General features: G+C 39.5%; 17 protein-coding genes. 2 read left to right on the top strand and 15 right to left on the bottom strand.

The features are described from left to right. Window positions 1-14: 14 nt before the first annotated feature. The gene (locus tag ABC361_RS01680; protein WP_413072363.1) at window positions 15-539 is read right to left on the bottom strand and encodes a 5' nucleotidase, NT5C type; all 525 of its coding nucleotides are present in this window, start codon (window positions 537-539) and stop codon (window positions 15-17) included. Window positions 540-840: 301 nt separating this feature from the next. On the opposite strand from ABC361_RS01680, the gene ABC361_RS01675 reads away from it, so the two are divergent. After that, the gene (locus tag ABC361_RS01675) at window positions 841-2,844 is read left to right on the top strand and encodes a methyl-accepting chemotaxis protein (protein WP_413072362.1); all 2,004 of its coding nucleotides are present in this window, start codon (window positions 841-843) and stop codon (window positions 2,842-2,844) included. A gap of 73 nt (window positions 2,845-2,917) precedes the next feature. Here ABC361_RS01675 and ABC361_RS01670 read toward each other — a convergent pair whose 3' ends face one another. Further along, window positions 2,918-3,889 (bottom strand): AraC family transcriptional regulator, encoded by a 972-nt coding sequence (locus ABC361_RS01670; RefSeq protein ID WP_413072361.1) that lies wholly within the window; start codon window positions 3,887-3,889, stop codon window positions 2,918-2,920. Between the two features lie 61 nt (window positions 3,890-3,950). Here ABC361_RS01670 and ABC361_RS01665 point away from each other — a divergent pair, with 61 nt between their 5' ends. After that, window positions 3,951-5,168: a sugar efflux transporter gene (locus ABC361_RS01665; RefSeq protein WP_413072360.1), complete on the top strand. Its 1,218-nt coding sequence runs from the start codon at window positions 3,951-3,953 to the stop codon at window positions 5,166-5,168. A 41-nt stretch (window positions 5,169-5,209) separates the two neighbouring features. Here ABC361_RS01665 and ABC361_RS01660 read toward each other — a convergent pair whose 3' ends face one another. The 13 genes from ABC361_RS01660 to ABC361_RS01600 form a co-directional block, all read right to left on the bottom strand. After that, window positions 5,210-5,974 carry a LamB/YcsF family protein gene (locus ABC361_RS01660; protein ID WP_413072359.1) on the bottom strand — a complete coding sequence of 255 codons (765 nt, stop codon included), beginning with the start codon at window positions 5,972-5,974 and terminating at the stop codon, window positions 5,210-5,212. A 19-nt stretch (window positions 5,975-5,993) separates the two neighbouring features. Beyond that, window positions 5,994-7,208, bottom strand: coding sequence for an NRAMP family divalent metal transporter (locus ABC361_RS01655; protein WP_413072358.1), 1,215 nt, complete (start codon window positions 7,206-7,208; stop codon window positions 5,994-5,996). Continuing rightward, complete coding sequence (locus ABC361_RS01650; protein ID WP_413072357.1) at window positions 7,209-7,985, bottom strand: putative hydro-lyase; 777 nt, start codon at window positions 7,983-7,985, stop codon at window positions 7,209-7,211. It lies immediately after the preceding gene. Window positions 7,986-8,001: 16 nt separating this feature from the next. Next, a complete protein-coding gene (locus ABC361_RS01645; RefSeq protein WP_413072356.1) occupies window positions 8,002-9,012 on the bottom strand; it encodes a 5-oxoprolinase subunit C family protein in 1,011 nt (336 codons plus the stop codon). Then, window positions 9,009-9,722, bottom strand: coding sequence for a 5-oxoprolinase subunit PxpB (pxpB, locus tag ABC361_RS01640; protein WP_413072355.1), 714 nt, complete (start codon window positions 9,720-9,722; stop codon window positions 9,009-9,011). The genes ABC361_RS01645 and pxpB overlap by 4 nt, the downstream gene beginning before the upstream one ends. Window positions 9,723-9,894: 172 nt before the next feature. Continuing rightward, the gene (locus ABC361_RS01635; protein WP_413072354.1) at window positions 9,895-10,719 is read right to left on the bottom strand and encodes a sugar phosphate isomerase/epimerase family protein; all 825 of its coding nucleotides are present in this window, start codon (window positions 10,717-10,719) and stop codon (window positions 9,895-9,897) included. Between the two features lie 310 nt (window positions 10,720-11,029). Further along, window positions 11,030-11,101, bottom strand: a complete 72-nt coding sequence (locus ABC361_RS01630; protein WP_413075698.1) for a hydroxyisourate hydrolase — start codon at window positions 11,099-11,101, stop codon at window positions 11,030-11,032. A gap of 126 nt (window positions 11,102-11,227) precedes the next feature. Beyond that, window positions 11,228-13,165 carry an iron ABC transporter permease gene (locus ABC361_RS01625; protein ID WP_413072353.1) on the bottom strand — a complete coding sequence of 646 codons (1,938 nt, stop codon included), beginning with the start codon at window positions 13,163-13,165 and terminating at the stop codon, window positions 11,228-11,230. A gap of 35 nt (window positions 13,166-13,200) precedes the next feature. Beyond that, on the bottom strand, window positions 13,201-14,178 hold the full coding sequence (locus tag ABC361_RS01620) for an ABC transporter substrate-binding protein (RefSeq protein ID WP_413072352.1): 978 nt from the start codon (window positions 14,176-14,178) through the stop codon (window positions 13,201-13,203). Between the two features lie 386 nt (window positions 14,179-14,564). Continuing rightward, complete coding sequence (locus tag ABC361_RS01615) at window positions 14,565-14,858, bottom strand: HesB/YadR/YfhF family protein (RefSeq protein ID WP_255224439.1); 294 nt, start codon at window positions 14,856-14,858, stop codon at window positions 14,565-14,567. Between the two features lie 543 nt (window positions 14,859-15,401). Further along, complete coding sequence (locus tag ABC361_RS01610) at window positions 15,402-16,025, bottom strand: ABC transporter ATP-binding protein (protein WP_255224438.1); 624 nt, start codon at window positions 16,023-16,025, stop codon at window positions 15,402-15,404. Window positions 16,026-16,252: 227 nt separating this feature from the next. Then, entirely contained in the window at window positions 16,253-18,430 is a 2,178-nt protein-coding gene (locus tag ABC361_RS01605) for a DUF1430 domain-containing protein (RefSeq protein WP_255224437.1), read from the bottom strand. Window positions 18,431-18,505: 75 nt separating this feature from the next. Beyond that, complete coding sequence (locus ABC361_RS01600; protein WP_255224436.1) at window positions 18,506-18,946, bottom strand: lactococcin 972 family bacteriocin; 441 nt, start codon at window positions 18,944-18,946, stop codon at window positions 18,506-18,508. Window positions 18,947-19,026: the final 80 nt, after the last annotated feature.

Below are 19,026 nucleotides of genomic sequence, written 5' to 3'. Positions count from 1 at the left end.
CCCTTACATCTTTATTATTTCAAGAAATAGTCCCTCACATCTTGCCAATGATTGACCCGCGTGAATCGTTCCTCATGAACATTATGAGGGGCGGTATAGAGGATACCTTTTCCAGTAAAGCGCTCGAGCTGATAGACATTGTCATCAATCAAATAATCTGCTTTAATGACGCTTTTATCGCCACAAAACACAAAATGCTGATCATTTAAAAACGGAAAATGTTCCTGTAGCCATTCATACTTCGCTGTAAAGGATGACGGAAAATGCATTGCTGCCGTCGCAATATACACTTCATATGTTTCATGTAATTCTTTAATCACTTCTTGAGCGTCTTGAATCACTTCTAAATCACGAAAATAACCAGGATCTTTTAAGTATCCTCGAATTTCATTTACGAGATTCGGGCGCAATTCCCGTAATTTCTTTCCGTGCAAATCCTCCACTGTTAAGGCTTCACCATAATCTGCATTGAACAGCGCAAGATGTTTCTTATTAAAATCTGCCATCACTTCATCCATATCAATTGCAATTCGCTTCATATGCGTCATCTCCTAGCATCATTTCTACTCTTTCTTAAGAATAACACATACAAAAGCACACCACGCAGGAAACAAACCCATCCTTAGGGATCGTCTTTGATAGAAATTTGACCTTGCGGTTCTTAACGCTAAACTAAATATTAGAAATTAATTTATGTGGCGCGTGCTCCCTGGTCATCCTTTTTTGTCATCTCGCCATATATTTTTTATAAAAATGCACAAAAGGTTTAATCCTCTCTTCATCATGACGATAGTAAGTATGTTGCCCTTATGAACCAATACAGTTAGGAGAAGATGGACCATGTTTACACGCTTTTTACAAAATATCCAATTTATGAAGCTACGTACAAAGCTCTTTATAGCTTTTACTGCAATCTTAGTAATTCCAAGCGCACTTATTGGGTTGATCTCTTACCAAAATGCAAAAGAAGCAATATTGGATGAGATGACCTCGGCTACTGAAGAAAGTCTTGCAATCGTAGATGAAACCCTTACCCTTTTTATAGAGGCTCAGGTAGAAAATATTGAATACATTGCTTCAGCTAGTGATTTAGCAGATTTCAACGAGGAGGAACCAGGAAACCAGCGGTTCTTACTTGACTCCCTCCAAGCAACAAAAAACCACGTTGAGCAAACTTATGTTGGTATGGAAACAGGCGATTTTATTAACGCACCCTCGTCATTTCAAAATCCACCCGACTACGACCCGAGAGAACGACCATGGTACCAACGAGCCATGGAACAGGCAGGAGAGATTATAATCACATCTCCTTATATTTCTCAGTCTTCCGAACAACCTGTTACCACAATTGCCCGTACCACAGATGACGGATTAGGCGTTGCCGCACTAAATCTCGAATTAACCGTAATCTCTGACCTTTTATCAAGTATTACTATTGGGGAAACAGGCTATGTCTTTTTATTAGACGAAAATAATGCCTATGTCTCCCACCCTTACGAGGAGCCTGGTGTCGAAGCTGATGAGTCGTTCCTCTCGTTTACTGATGTCAACGAAGGCTTCCTTTCCTATTCGTCAAATGGCGACGACCAACTTCTAACGTTTCAATCCAATGACGTAACAGGTTGGACTATAGCAGCTTCCATGTATGAAGAAGAGATGAACGAAGCGGTTATGCCTATCCTTACTAGTGCTCTTACTGTTTTAACTATCGCCATACTTATTGGCATGATCATTATCTATTTTCTCGTTACATCCATTAACACTCCTATACAACGTCTAATCCATGCTTCAGAACGTATGGCAGAAGGAAATCTATCTATCCCATATGTAGTCAATGCTAGACAAACAGACGAAATAGGACGTCTAGGCCGTTCGTTTGAGAAAATGCGGGCTTCTCTCGTACTCATGATTACGAACATTCAAGCAAAATCAACTGATTTGTCTCAGTCAGCCTACACATTAACGTCAATTACAAATGAAAATATGAGCGCAACCGAACAGATAACAGAAGCGGTTCAAGAAGTGGCAAATGGTGTAGAAAAGCAAAGTGTAAGTGTCAGGCAAAGTGAGCAAGTCGCGAGCGCCATGTCCAGTGACGTCAACCATGTCGTCAAAAAAACAAACCATATACATAAGACGACTGATCATGCTGCCTTAACCGTACATAAAGGAAACGAAGCAATCACAACAGCTATTGAACAGATGACGCAGATTAAAGATACCGTCAAACAATTATCCTTGCACATTGATACGTTAGGAAACCGTTCTAAGGAAATTGAAGAAGTAACGGAGACGATAAAAGGGATTGCCACACAGACCAATCTTCTTGCACTAAACGCAGCCATTGAAGCTGCAAGAGCTGGTGAGCATGGGCGAGGCTTCTCGATTGTCGCAGACGAAGTTCGAAAACTTTCTGACATGACAGCAGCCTCTACTGAAACGATTTCGGAACTTGTTCAATCCGTTCAACAAGACACGAAACGGACCATTGAACAGATGGATCAAAGCACCAATCAAGTCAATAAAGGAATTGAAGTCGTTCAAACAGCAGGTCAATCATTTGGGGAAATCCAGACATTTGTTCAAGACGTTGCTATAGAAGTCAACGAATCAGCTAAAAATGTAGCCTCTCTTGGCCAAGACAGTCAGGCGTTCGTGACGACTTTTCAAGATCTTTCTTCTATTAGTGAACAAGCCTCTGCTAGTATGCAGAACATCTCCGCATCGACGGAGGAACAACTTGCATCTATGGAAGAGATTGCAGCTTCAGTTGAGCAGTTAGGTGAAGTAGCCAACAATCTTAAACAACTGACCAGTCAATTTCATGTTGAAGAACAAAAGTAGAAATAACGTGTTCTTACGCTTCAACTAAACAGAAGAAATCTTTGTGAACGATAGTGTCGCAAAGATTCTCTTTTTAGGTAGACAACGTGCGCTGATAGGCGTGTTTATCTTTTCCAGGAGACAAGCCAAACAATCTTGTGTATTCGCGGTTAAATTGAGACGGACTTTCATATCCAACAGTGTATGCAACGGTCGTCGCGTCGAAAGAGCTGTTATAAAGCAAACGCCTTGCTTCTTGTAATCTTAATTGCTTCTGAAATTGAATCGGGGTCATCGTCGTGACATCTTTAAAATGTCTATGTAAAGTAGCCGAACTTACATTAACATGTTTAGCAAGCTCCTCAATTCTAATCGTTTCTTTATAATGGTTCAAAATATATTGAATGACTTGTTCTACCCCATTTGACGCACTACCTTCTGTCGCAACTTTAACCAGCATTGCTTGAAAAGGACCTTGCAAAAGCTTATAAATCACTTCTTTTTTATACAAAGGCGCCAACATGTGCACATCGTTGGGATGATTAATTAAATCAACATAGCGAACGACAGCATCTAGTAATGATGGTTGTAGTTGACTAACAACGATCCCCCGTTCAGCTTGTTTATCGTGATGAATTGGATTCCCTACCGAATTTAATACTTCATTAATTTCTTTAGCATTGATTTCAATTTTTAATGCTAAATAAGGAACCTCTTTTGAAGCTTCTATAATAGCGCCTGCAACAGGCAACTGGTGAGCCGCAAACAGAAAATGTTGTTCTCCATACGTATAGGATTCATTGCCTAGCCGAATTCGCTTTTCTCCTTGCACGATTATGCATAAAGCAGGCGTTGTAACACCAAATCGTTGTTCATGTGCTTCTCTCCGTTTACTTAAGATTAAAGACGGAACTCGCGTAGTGTGGTTGCCATCACAATCAGTGTGGTGATGAATTAATTCTCTTAGCTTCTCTTTTTGAACATCATATATGACCTCATTCACAAACATTCCACCTTCCTGTACTTGAGAAGAATAGGCAAGAAATTGATATGAAAACGATAACATACGTTCTTCCCCTCTGCAATAATAGAAGAAGAAACGCCAATAAGAAGGAGGTAACTTCGTAATGAAACGTGTTAAAGAACTCTTTCATATTCGCCATTATGGACTTTTTGTCATTTGTATGCTCCTTATTGGCACAAGCGTCTCGATTACCATGCCTTATTTATCAATCTATGGAACGAGCGAACTAGGCATGACACCGACGATGTTTGGCTTTTTTATTGCCATTACATCTTTGGCTGGCGTTGCGGCAAATACGGTCATAGCCAATTACTCTGATAGCGGCATGGATCGTAAGTGGGTCATTCTTGCCGCCGTTTTATCTTCCGCATGCGGCTACGCATCGTATCTTTTTTTCGAATCGTTTATAGGGTTATTACTGGCCGTTAGTTTTTTCACCGGTATAGGTGCTACTGCCATGCCGCAGCTTTTTGCTTACTCTCAAGAGTCTGCAAATGCAAGTAAGGTAGAAAATAAAACATTTGCCAAATCAACGTTACGCTCGTTATTTTCATTAGGTTTCTTAATTGGCCCGTTAATCGGCACACTCTTACTCGCTGCTTACGACTATACCGGGCTTTTTTTAGGAACGTCGATTCTTTTCATTGTCATAGCCGCTATCGTCTACATTTTTTTACCAAAAAAGAAAATCGAGCAAACACATCGACCCGTAAAGAAAGTTCGGCTTCTTTCTTCTCCAGAGACAAGAGTGCTTATCCTTCCTTTCCTTGCCTTTATCTTGTTAATTTCATTAAATGCCATTAACACGATTAACACCCCACTCTTCATGCTAAACGAGTTAAATGGCACACATGCAGATGTTGGCTTTATGGTTGCACTTGGCGCTGGATTGGAGATCCCGCTTATGCTCTTGTTTGGTGCGTTAAGCGTGAAAATTTCTAATCATACACTCCTAAAATGGGGATGTCTCATTGGCGCCCTCTATTTTGTCCTATTAGCACTTGCGACTGAGCCTTGGCACATTATTAGCGCTCAATTGTTTCAAGCCATTCTTGTCGCAATTGTGATGGGGAACGGGCTAAGTTATTTTTCTGATATCATTCCATATTCAGCTGGCGTTGCCGCAACCATTTACGCAAATGCATCAATACTTGGTCGGCTAGGAGGAAATGTAGCTGGTGGGGCTGGAGCTGATTTTTTTGGATTTCGAGACATAAACTGGCTTTGCCTCATTCTTATCATTGTTGCACTTGCTTTATTAGTTAAAAAACCACCTGTTGTTGCCCAATCCAATACGACAATTGTTAAGGATACAGGTTAAAAAACCATCAGCTTGTAAGCCTGATGGTTTCTCATAATAGATTACTGCTTTATTCGTTTGATCGTTATACCATTTTCTTGAATTTTTGCGTGGATCTCTTTAGCAAATGCAAGCGCATGGGCGCCATCACCATGAATACAAATCGTGTCTGCTTCAATATCAATCTCTTTGCCTTGTTGGGTCATGACTTTGCCTTCCTGTATCATACGCAATACTTGTTTACTCGCTTGATCCGCATCAACAATCAGGGCGTTTGGTGAACGCCGCGACGTTAAATTTCCATCTGATTGGTATGTCCGATCGGCAAACACTTCACTTGCTGTCTGCAAACCAACTTCTCTGCCTGCATCAATGAGAGCACTGCCAGCAAGGCCATACAACACAAGGGATGCATCTAGTTTGTAGACAGCTTTTGCTACTGCAAGCGCAAGCTCTTTATTTTTTGCGGCCATATTATACAAAGCGCCGTGAGGCTTCACATGATGGAGCTTTCCACCTTCTGCTTGTGTCATACCTAATAGGGCGCCAATTTGATAGAGAACGAGATCATACCCTTCATCAGGAGTGATCTCCATTGGGCGTCTACCAAACCCAATTAAATCCTGCAAGCCAGGATGGGCACCAATTGCCACATTAGACGCTAATGCACGTTGAACCGTGGCGCGCATTGTTTTAGGATCGCCTGCATGAAAGCCACAAGCCACGTTCGCAGAAGAAATGTAGGCCATTAATTCGGTGTCATTTCCTATTGTGTAGGCGCCAAAACTCTCGCCCATATCACTATTTAAATCAACTGTTTTGTTCATTTTCTTCTCTCCCCTAACATCATCCATTTCCATTCCATAAATTCACAATACCTTCAAGCGCAACATACCCTGCACCAATCGTAACAAGAACCGTTAAAACTCCAAACACAAGTAACCAAGTTGGATGGTGGTAATCGCCAACGATTGATTTTTTTCTAGAAGCAATTAAAATGGTGGTTAACACAATCGGCAAAATCAACCCATTTAAAGCACCTGCCAATATAAGTAGCTGTACAGGTTGTCCAATTGTTATAAAGATAACAGCGGATATAATAATGAATCCTGCAATAAACAAATTATTTTGCTTCTCAAAAATTGGGTGGAACGACCGTAAAAACGAGACACTCGTGTATGCACAGCCTATGACCGAACTAATCGCTGCAGCAAATAACACGATACCGAAAAGATAATAGCCGACATCTCCTAAACCAACTAAAAACACGGTTGCAGCTGGATTATTTTCGTCCAGACTGTACCCCGCAGTCACGACGCCAAGTACGGCTAAAAACAAGAATACGCGCATGAAGCCCGTTGTCAATATCCCTAAATTCGCCGCTCTTCCAACAAATTTAACATTCTCTTTACCTGTTATTCCTGCGTCTACAAGCCGATGTCCGCCAGCAAAAGAAATATACCCGCCGACCGTTCCTCCAACGATCGTGACAATTGGCAACAAGAGCATCATATAGCTTTCAGGCACAAATGCACTGTAAGCCGCTTCTTGAACAGGAGGGTTCGTGTTAAACATCACATACCCTACCATGAGTAGCATAATGACACCGCACACTTGCATAACTCGATCCATTACCGGACCAAATCGTTTAAATAGAAATAAACCAATTGTCAGAAAGGCTGTAATCGTTCCTCCGACTGCTAAGGGCAGGTCAAACAAGACATTAAGACCAAGAGCCGCTCCTCCAATATTGGCGATATTAAAGGCGAAACCACCAAATAAAATAAGCGCCGCTATCACGTAACCTAGACCTGGAAGAAGTGCATTTGCAATTTCTTGTCCACGTTTTCCAGAGACAGAAATGACTCGCCATATGTTCATCTGCACACCAATATCAATGATAAGTGAGACTAAGATTGCAAACGCAAAACTTGCGAGAAATTGCTCCGTAAATCGAGCCGTTTGTGTTAAAAAAGCAGGCCCAATGGCAGACGTTGCCATTAAAAATATCGCTCCAGTTAAAAATTTTCTACGATCCTTATCGCTAATCGGTTGGTTCATCTATAAGACTCCTAGTTGTTCATTTTTAATCTCGGTGATAAACATGTGACCAGGTGCATGGGTAATCATTAACGCTGGTTTACTGGCCATCGCTACAGCTTGAGGGGTTACGCCACACGCCCAAAATACTGGAACTTCCCCGTCTTTTATGGTCACTTGATCGCCAAAATCAGGCTTATGTATGTTTGTAATACCAATGGCAGCAGGATTTCCTATGTGGATAGGCGCACCATGAACGGACGGGAATCGAGCCGTTACAAGCGAGGCTCGAACCGCCTGCTCTTCTGGTACCGGTCGCATACTCACAACAACATTCCCATGGAAAATTCCTGCACCTTCGCACGGGATCGATGTTTGATACATCGGTACATTTACGTTCTCTTCTTGATGACGAATCGGGATTTCGTTCGCTATTAATGCATCTTCAAACGTAAAGCTGCAGCCAATCATGAACCCAACCATATCTTCCTCCCACAGACTTGTTATATCGGTCCGCTCTTCGGTTAACACCCCATAGCGGTAGACACGGTAGCGCGGAAGATCCGTTCGGATGTCAGCATTTGCTCCAATCATTTGTGGCACCGGAGACCCTACGTCCGTTACATCTAAAAGTGGGCAAGCTTGCTTGTTCCGCTGACAGAATAAGAGAAAATCATACGCATCTTTTTTAGGTAACACAACAAGGTTTGCTTGTGCATAACCATGTACCAACCCTGACGTAGGGCTTGTATATATGCCCTTTCGAATTTGATTCATCAGATTATTGCGTTCAATCATGTTCCGCATTCCTCCTTTAATTAGCTTGCTCCCATTTTAATAACAAGCCTCTTTTTCGTATCTGTATCGCTTTTTCATACTCTCTATATAGGCTCTCTGCCTCCGCTAGCGTAATGAGCGAAAACGTAAACGATTGACCAGGACGAAGTTGGGCAAGCTTGCTTATCTCAACAGAAGCAACTTGAAGTGCACGAGGATACCCTCCTGTCGTTTGGCGATCTGCCATTAAAATGATCGGCTGCCCATCTGGGGGCACTTGAACGGTACCAAGGGCAACAGCTTCCGATAAGAGGCTGAATGATTCCTTAAATGCAATGGATGACTCTGTCTGTAGACGATAGCCCATACGATCTGATTGATTTTTCACAGTAAAGGACGATTCAAATAACTGCTGCTGACTTTCTTCATTCAGACGGTCAAAATGCGTACCTGTTAAAGCTCGGATGACATGCCTGTTCGCTTCCATTGCTTCCGTAACAGGAGATTGAATATGCCAATTTGCTCTCCAACCTTTTTTTTCGTACTTCATGTTATCAATCATTGGTTGAACGAATGGATGAGGTTGTCCAATTGCAAGACAATCCCCTTTACGCAAATTCCTCCCTTCATACCCACCAATTTCGGCTCGCATATAGGTGCTCCTACTGTTCATGACAACTGGGACATCAATACCGCCAGCAATGGCCAAATACGTACGCATCCCTGCTTTTTTCGCCTTAAATGTGAGCACGGTTCCAGCAGGCACCATATAAGGGTAGCTAGTTGAGCAAGGTATGCCGTCAAGATACGGAGTCATTCCATCACCTACCATACAAATGAGCATTGTTGTTTGAAATGTGATACTAGGACCAATAAGCGTCATTTCAAGGACTGCGGCATCCTCTTCATTCGCAACTGCAAGATTGGCATTTCGGGCCGCCGCACGATCCATTGCACCACTCTCGACCACACCTTGGTGGAGGTAACCTTTTCTACCTAAATCTTGGACGGTTGTGAATAGCCCACCTTCTTCGATATATAAACTCATTGTTTGCCTACTTTCATTTGCAAAAATTCCTCTTTTGATATCTCCTTGAATGTCACACGGTCTCCAGCTTGTAATAAGCTCGGAACCTCTCGATTTGCGGAAAAAAGAGTGAGCGGCGTTTGCCCGATAAGCTGCCAGCCACCAGGTGTGGTAAAAGGGTAAACCCCTGTTTGCCCTCCTGCAATCCCAACTGACCCCGCTGAAATTTCTGTTCTCGGCTGCGCATGCCTCGGGGTTGCAATTCGTTCATCCATTCCACCTAAAAACGGAAAACCAGGCGCAAACCCTATCATATAAACAAGATAATCACCCGATGTGTGAATGTGGATGACTTCGTCTCGGGTTAATCCATTCCTTTTCGCTACATCGTCTAAGTCGAGCCCATAGTCACGGTCGTAACAAACCGGGATCGTGACATGTTTTCCGTTAGAAGCGTTCATCTGATCCTTTATTTGTTTGACGCGTCTTTTTAAAATGGAGATGACTTCACTTGCAGCATCCCGCTCTTCCCCAAAAATTTTCATAGGTTCATAGAAAACCGTTAGTCCAATATAACTTGGAACAGATTCTTGATACCCTTGAAAGGGATCGTTATCAAGATCCATAAGCAACTGCTGAACACGAGCTTGTACAGTTGGACTCACCACGCTACCTAGATTCACAGTAACAGCTGTTTCACTAAGTGAATAAAAAGAGGGCGTTTCTTCCATTCCAAGACCACCTTTGCATTTATTATGTAATTAAAATAGTCAGAAAATAAATTTTCTCATCCTTTCTTTAATAATGTACCATTTTAGCATAACAATGTATGAATCACTATCGTACATACGCTTCATTCATCGAAAAAAAGACCTCTGCTTCTTATAGCAAAGGTCTCCATACCTAGATATACGCTTTTACAATTTCTTTTACCCTATTAATACCAGCCCACATATCGTCTGGGCCATCGTACACAATGGTTATAGGACCCTCGTAGTTCATTTCCTTCGCTACATCAAGATTCCCCTTGAGTTCAGCTTGATTAATCGTCCCATCCTCATTCTCTAGTGCTTTAACGTGGATAGATTTACTATGAGGAATGGTTTGTTGAATCGACTGTACTTTTGTCGCACCTGTAAAGTTTCCAAAGTCTGTAATGAGTCCGTCAATGCCAGTATGTTTTTTTAAATATACGCAGTTCTCCGCCGTTTCTGTTAACGATTTAAAGTTTTCGGTTAAAATCCCTACTCCTTTTTGCTTGGCATCATTTACTAAAGAAGCGAGTTGCGCCGTCGCCAGTTCTAGACCTTCTTGATCATCCGACCTTGCTTCTCCTCCTATAATTCGAACATACTTTGCGCCAACTGTTGCAGCGATAGTCACCCACTCTTTTAAAAAAGCGTAATCGGCTGTTTGCCTCGCACGATTGCTCGTACTAATGTCCCCATAATCGATTAAAATAGAATGAAGGCGGATATTCGCATTTTCAAAAGCTGTCCGTAATTCATGAAGGTAGTCTACATCTGTAGAAGGAAAGTGAGGATGGATAATCTCCATTGCATGAAAACCATGATTGGCTAACAATTGTGGCATTTCTATTAAGGTATGTATTTGTGGTTGTTCTTCAAAAACAGTTGTTATTGTTTGATTCTTGTCGTCCCACTCATTCCAATAAAGAGGTCCTAATAACCGATTTAAACTCCATGACGTTAAAGATAAATAGCGCATTTTATGAACACCCTTTCATTCGTTTCTTCTATTTTAATGCAAAGGGTGAGAGCTGTCTCGTTTCTTAAAGGAGATGCACGTATCTTTTTTGCATTCGAATGACTATTATCTTGAAAAGCGGTTCTTCATTTTAGAATGGCGAACGATTTCATCACAGGCACAAGCGCGACATCCGTTTGCGCTACGTTATCACTTGCCCTCACGGTGTCTTCGTTGTCACGGGCACGGACTTAGCCATTTCCCTAAATACGCTCAATCGTCTTCAAATTATTATTGACTCATTCTTATCTTATGAACTACCTCGATAGATTTAATACCCCCACGGAGATAGTAGAATAGGCACGTGGTAATGCTCATTTTGGCCAGCTGCAACAAAACGCACTGGTACGTGGTTCACAGAAAAAAACAAATCTTCATGAATCTATTGATGTCGCGTGTGATTTTAAGTGAATTCACATGAAAAGGCCACACCTAAGCGTGACCTGTAGAAAACATTGAATGGGTAAGACTAAAGCTTTCTCATGACATATAAAATGTAAGGTGCACCGACTAATGCAATGAGTAAACCAGAAGGTATTTCCGTCGGATACATCATAAACCGACTTAGAAAATCCGCAAGAATTAAAAGCGTTCCGCCAATCATCATCGCAACTGGAATGACTCTTTGAAACGCTGAGCCTACTAAAGCTCGCGCTGCGTGGGGAGCGAGAAGACCGATAAATCCAATTGCCCCTACAATTGATACGCAGATCGCTCCAATTAGAACGGCAATTGCAATGGACAAAAGTCGATAGTTCTTTACCTTTAATCCTAGAGAAATTGACACCTCATTTGAAAAAGCGAGTACATTTAAGTGCTTGCAAATTAGGAACGTGAGCGGAACAAGTATAAAAAGCATCAACAGCAACCAATAGACATGATTCCACGTTGAACTATAGGTAGTACCTGCCAACCAAACGAGCGCTGGAGAAACACTTAAGCTTGCCTTCACCGTTAGGATTTGAATAACACCAGACGCCATCGCAGAAACTGCTACCCCCATCAACGCTAAAGAAATCGGTTCAAATCCTGATCGTCGCGTTGCAACTATCACGATTAACACAGCGATAACCGAACCTGTTAAAGCGCCTAATGGTAGAAAGAAAAAGGGAAGAGATGGGAATACTACCAAGATTAAAAGGGCTCCCGCTCCACCTCCAGACGTAATTCCGATAATGGATGGATCTCCTAACGGGTTCTTTAACACATTTTGGAGCAAAGCACCACATAACGCCAACAACGCTCCAACCAAAAATGATACGAGCACCCTTGGCCAACGAAACTGGACCGTTACATGATCAAACATTTTACCTGAAAACATCTCTTGCATGCTTGTAAACTGGCCACCTCCAAAAGAAATGGAGATAAAGCCGACAATGGCTGAAAGACATAGAAGAACGGCCGTCACCAAGATAGGATGACCTGCTTTTTTTGCGCTATTTAATCTTTGCTTATCGCTTCTCATCTTCTTTGCTGCTTTATATGCCAAATACATTAACCAAGGACTACCAATAAAAGCCGTCATCGCTCCAACTGGCAGTTCACTGTTAGGAGAAATCATTCTCGAGAGCACATCAGCTGCAATTAGAATGACCGCTCCCCACAAAAAGGAATGGATGAACTGAAGACGATGACCACGAACGCCCATCAACCGAACAAGGTGCGGTGCCATTAACCCGATAAAACCAATCGGTCCCACGACACTGACTGTAGCAGCAGCAAGAAGAATACCTAATGCCCATCCCCACGTTTTCACCAACCCTAAAGGTAAACCTAATCCTTTTGCAGCTTCATCTCCGAGGTGGACAAGATCGAACGATTTCCCTGTAAAAAGCGCCAGTCCCCCTAATATGAGAGCAAATGGCCAGATAAAAGTGACGCCTGACCAATCATTTTGCATAAGTGTACCCGCGCCCCATAAAAATAAGCCATTGGATTCTTGTTCATACATGAGTTGAAGACTACTCGTTAACGCACCAAATAATAGAGTAATAATCATACCGGTCAATACAACCCGGACTGGTGACATCGTTTTTCCTGCAAGCATAAACACGAGAAAGGCGGCAAAACAAGCGCCTAAAAAAGAAAAAAGAAAAGACGTGTTCATTCCCGGAAAAAACAGCGCACCGATCACAACAAACAAATATGCACCTGCATTAATCCCTAACGTTCCTGCTGAAGCGAGCGGGTTTCTTGTCATTGTTTGTAGGACGAGCCCAGCCATTGCCAAACAGCCTCCTGCCAAAATCCCAATGATGACCCGCGGCAGGCGGACGCCCATAATGGCTTCGGTTCTTTGATCCCAGCTTGAAAACAAATCAACCATTGTGACATCTGCTTGGCCCTGCGTAAGGTGGATGATTGATAATAGGCATAGAGCCAAACTACCAAGCAAAAAGGAAAGCAAAGATTTACTCTTATGAAGCTTACGTCCAGTCATCTTTACTGATCTAACACTTCTAACGTGCGGTGTACAAGTTTTTCAGCTGATAAAGGGCCACCGTAAGGCCAAGTATCCCCACCCAACGCATAGACACGACCTTCCTTCGTAAACGTTAGATCATTCCAAACCGAGTTATCTTGCAATTGATTCTCAAACACATTGTCGTCCCCTTGAACAATATGAAGAAGGTTGGCATCCTCTACTTTTGTGAACTCTTCTACCCCTACCGTTGAAAAGCCATACGGTTCAAACGTGCCCGTATCGTATACGTTTTCTAACCCCATTCGTTCTAGCACTTCAACAGCAAGGGCATTCGGCGTTGAAATTCGAAAAGCTGGTGCTTGATTATCACTATAAGCCATCGTAAGCACAAACTCTCTTGACTCTAAATCAATCTCAGATAAAGCTTGTTCCGCTTCTTCATATGTCGTTTCCAAATCAGCTAACACATCATTCGCTTCATCCGTCTTATCAAATAATTTCGCCATTTCTAAATAGGTCTCTTCCATCTCGTCATACTGGGTTAACCCTAATTCTTCTTCTGGATATGGATTGTACACGAGAACCGGTGCAATTTTCTCTAGCTCTTCCATCATCGCATCTGCTCTAAAATCAATTGCATAGATAACATCTGGTTCTAATTGTGCAATCGCTTCTAGATTTGGTTCAGAGCGAGAGCCGACATCTACCGTATCGCTTAAACCGTCTGATCCGATATCAACCCATTCCTGATACGATTCAATTTCAGCCATTCCAGTTGGTTCAATTCCAAACGACAAAAGATTTTCCGCAAATATCCAGTCAAGTACGACCGCTTTTTCAGGTACCGTTTCAAACGTTTGTTCACCGTGTATGTCTGAAACCGTGATCCCCCCTTCACTCGTTTGATTCGTTTCTTCTGAACTCGATTCACTGCCTCCACAAGCTGCCAATAATCCAATTGCTACCACCGATAGTAATGTACTTGCTGTCTTCACACTATTTCCCTCCAAGATCGATAATGATTTTCATTATCAATTATACGCGAACGATCTATTTTAGCAATCCATAAAATGGTTTCTAGAACAAAAAAAGCAGCCGACACCTTAGAAAAAGGCATCGCTGCTTCATTACTATGCATATTTGGTTTTTTATTTGGCCGCCTTTACAAAATTTAATTTGAGTCAATTTCATAACTCCAAATTGATCCGTACGATTGATTTAATAAGACGAATGTTACATACGATTTTGCTGTTATCATTCATGAAAATGACGATTACTTCAGCGCGCGAATATCTTTAATATAATCAGTCATCTGTTAAGTCCCTCCCTCTCTAGATAGAAAAAATAAAAGTGGAATGATGCCATCATCCCACTTCGCCTCTTATTTCTTATAATCAAACGTTAGTTCATCTTCAGCTTCGTTGTAGTCCACATACAAATCATGCCCATCAAAAAACCAGACATCGTCATCTTCCACAAAAAACTCAACGCCGTTTACTTCTGTTTTTACTGCGATCTTATTCGGCGCATCTTCAGCCATGAACCCTAACGCGAAATTTTCCTGAACAGGACTTGAACCGTATACTTTTGAGAAAAATTTAATTTTATCATTTTCACCCATTGCAAAATCATCCTTGAACCACTTTGCCGCTGAATCACTTATATAAATATTCATGTGTATCATCCTACTTTCCACTAGATCATTGCATCTCCTAGGTTATTCATTTTACTAGCTTCCATACGTTTACTATAACAGAGAAGGACGATCATTTAAAAACAGCCAATCTGTTTAAACCGTGTTACGGAGAATGGTAAAAGGGGGAAATTTATTTTGGACTCCTCCATTTTTAAATTTTCTCCCGCCACCTTTTCGTCGGAAGCTTAATCCGCCTCTCCGACCACTAACTCTAGAGCCACAGCCGAAACTAGATACTTCACCACGCTAACCACTCAGCAGTTTGGTCATTTACAGATGTATCAATTAGCTTCATATCTCTTCATTTTTTATTTTAAACAGCATTTGGTTCATATGATTTGCCTTCTGGTATGTTTTTAGTGGTGTAAAAAATACTGTACCGGATTGGGCTAGTCATATGTATTCTTTCACACAATTATATGGACTCTATTCGAAAAATAATAAAGGTGTTATCCAAAGTTAGATAACACCGGAAACGTCTCTGTTTAGATAAGCATCGATGAACATCGATTGAATTATATCCTATATCCTTACGATTCTGTTCGATTGCTCTGCAAAAGATTCGTCATGTGTAACACAAACAATAGTCTTTCCTCGTTCCTGAATCTCCCTAAACAAATCAAAAATAATTTGTTTATTTACATCATCTAAATTTCCTGTAGGCTCATCTGCAAAAATTATACTAAATGGTTTTAATAGAACTCTAGCTATTGCAAGCCGTTGTTGTTCACCACCACTTAATTCATATACGGGTCTATGAAGAAGTGAACTATCAAGTTGAACCCTTTCCAGTGCTTTTGAGAATTCGGATTCTAATTTAACCTTCGACTTGAAATTTGGTCTTGAGATCAACAAGTTCTGGTATAGTGTCTTATCATTTAGCAACACATAATTTTGAAAGACGAATCCGAAATGGTCTCTCCTTAAACCTCTTAATATTTTTTTTTGTGGATTTTTATATCCTAAAATCTTTATATCACCACTGTCTGGTTTGTCTATAATACTCAGTAGATTAAGTAGAGTTGTCTTACCTGATCCACTTCTCCCCATTATGCATATGAATTCACCATCTTCTACACTTAAATCGTAATCACTAAATATCTTTTTATTTCTATAAGATTTATGAATACTGTTCATAGAAATCATCTACAACTACTCCTCTCGCTCATGCCTTAGGTCTGCTGAAAATAAGTAACGACAGAAATAATAAAATAAAAAAAACACCCACTAAGCTTCCCCAAAACCACCATTGACTTTCTAATAATAAATTAAATCTAATAAGTAACCTATGGACAATCAATGAAAAACAAAAGATTATCATTATTAATATTGACTTTACTAAAGCTGAAAGCATATCTTTAACTCCTTGTAGTTTAATTTAAATCGTTCTTTATTGTTTTTAGAACTTGTTTGCGAGTTAACCTTGAAAATAAGAAATTTAGAATAATTAACTCTAATAGTATTAAAACAGCGGCATAAATGAAAATAAAATATTGTGAGGAATAAATAACAAATATTAAAACTGCTGCCAGTATATTTGCAAAGATCATGCTTCCTAAAATAAATTTATGCCTATCCCAATAAGAAAAACCAAAAAGATAATATATTGTAATCTTATAAGAGTTTTGCTGGAAATATGTCCAAGTAAATATAAACAAAAAAATCAAAATAGAAATGATTACCATCATTAAACCGATCATTAAATTTGTTAGATCTCTTTGCATTTGAATAATTTCTTCGCTTCTCTCTTGGTAAACTGATCTAACTTCATTGATAAAGGGTTTCGTATTTGTTTCTTTTAAAAAAGGCTCCATTTTGTTAAATGCCTCACCTTGAGAATCATTATGATAAAACACGCTTGTAGTCATAAATGCAGCGATAGCAGAAGAATTATATTCACCATCTAGTAAAATTGAAACTGGATCATTTATAAAGTGTCTATTTTCATAGTCACTGATTTGACTATTATATGTAAAATAGCTTTGATTATCTTTTACATATATTATGTTTATAGCTAAATCCTCGATAGCAGTATCATTTAAGACCACACCAAGTGATTCATTATATATATTATCTACTTCAACACTACTAAAATAAAATTCTTCTAAATACGCTTGTTCGATTATATCTTCTATTTCTTGGTATTTTTCAGGAACGAGAACGTTTAATGTGGTATCTTCACGATTTATTTGATCATTTATAGGAATTTCATTAACTGCAAATATTGGGTTTACTTTTAAATAGTTCTCGTCAATAATAATGGATCGACCGCTTGGTAACACATTTGGTCTACCTTGTTCATGATTTAATTCATATAAATAATTTTTATCGCTATTGTCTGAGACATCTTGAAAATTGTTCGCATAGATAAGAAACGCTTCCATCTCTTTATTCAGCTCATTATATAAATCAAGTAATTTATCGTTTAACTTACTTTCTGACGCTAATGATCCCCCCACTGGTAATTGCGCAGTTATACGATATATATCTTCAGTTTTATCCCAATATTGATCGTCTGTAACAGCTTCTTGTATTTCATGAGTTTTCATAACAGTTACAGTAAAAAGAAATAAAAATGCTGTAGTTGCAAAAGTTTTTAATATTAACGATGCGGCATTATAGTTCTTAAAAGGAATCGTCTCTTTTATATTGATATTGTCATCCTGATTCCTATATATTAGTGTTAAACCAAAAATTGAAAGCGGGGTTGGTAATATTACTAAAGTAAACCAAACAATAAATAGAAACAACAAATAATAAGATAGAAAAGCTAATTGTTGAGTTAGTAAAAGCACAACAATAACAGTTACAGAAGATACTAACAGTAACGATAACTGTAATTTATAGAATGGTTTAAAAAGGATTAAATGTGACTTTAAAGGTGAATATCCCCAAATTTTGAAAAGGTACATATGTTTTTTGGTTGAAATAATAAAAGAAAATTGAACGATTGAAAAGACTAGAAAAGAAAAGATGACCAACAAAATGAGAGTGTAATTAATAAAATAAGCTTTATTTATTTCTATGTCATTAATTTCAACTTGTCCAAACTCATTGAGAGTTTTTGATAATTTTTGTTTAATTTCTTGTGAGCCGTTTGAAATATAGAATTGATTTGAAAGGCCAACGTTTTGAACCTCATCGAAGTTATAAAATCTTAAATAGTCTGCAGTAAAAGGAAATAAAATATTTCCTACTTGCGCTTCTTTATTGTGGCTAATTTCATTTGAAATATAGTTTGAATCATACGGAAACGAACCATTTAATAATTCTACTGAAGAGTTCACCTCTATGTTAGTAGAATATATATGCATTGTATTATCATTAAGATATGTATACTGAGATATATCGACATTCTCATTTATTGAAAAATCTATTAATATATCTACTAAATCCTCTCTATTATCCTCTACTTCTGAATATAGACTAAGGATGAATTCTTGTTTATCTTCATAAAGAAAATTTGTTGCTAGTAATTTAGTAGCAAAATCGAACGAAAAAAAAACTGTTAACATGAATAGCAATAAATAAACAATATTAATTCTTTTCAATACTATATTCCCCTTCATATCAAAGTGAACGCTTAACTTCTAAGCGTTCACTTTGATTTTAGATCATTTATTAGTTTAACGAGGTATATTACCGTCTACTGAAATATCCCAATAAGCTTTATTTCCTGTAGCAGATTGAGCGATTTTTGAATTTGAAAAACCGCCATTTTTACCTAACCATGGTCCTCTATCCGTGTGTCGAGAATTACTTGTGGAAGCGCGGTGAATCCAACTTTTGTGATCATATCTAGAAAAATGATCCTTAATACCGTTAAATCCATGGTACCACGTGCCACCACCAGCGTTAGGATTGTGGGATTGTAAACCAATTCCATCTCCAATAATAGGGTTTTCTCCTTCATAAGAAAAGATGTATTCGCCAGTATCATAATTAAATTCGGCGGACATTATCTGTTCCTGATCACTACCATCATGATGCGCTTTTGCATCTCCACTAGCTAAAAATAAACTTGCTCCAACAACTGAACAAAAACTTAGAAATATTACTTTTTTCATATGTAGTTCCTCCTTTTATATAAAGCACTTAATCATAATAACATTATTCTGTAAATTACGTTAGTTTTAATTTTTTTTAT

Origin of the sequence: Shouchella phoenicis (assembly GCF_047238345.1) — a bacterium.
Lineage (GTDB): Bacteria > Bacillota > Bacilli > Bacillales > Bacillaceae_D > Shouchella.
The sequence above is the reverse complement of the archived record's forward strand: the minus strand, read 5'-3'. Positions and strand labels throughout refer to the sequence as shown.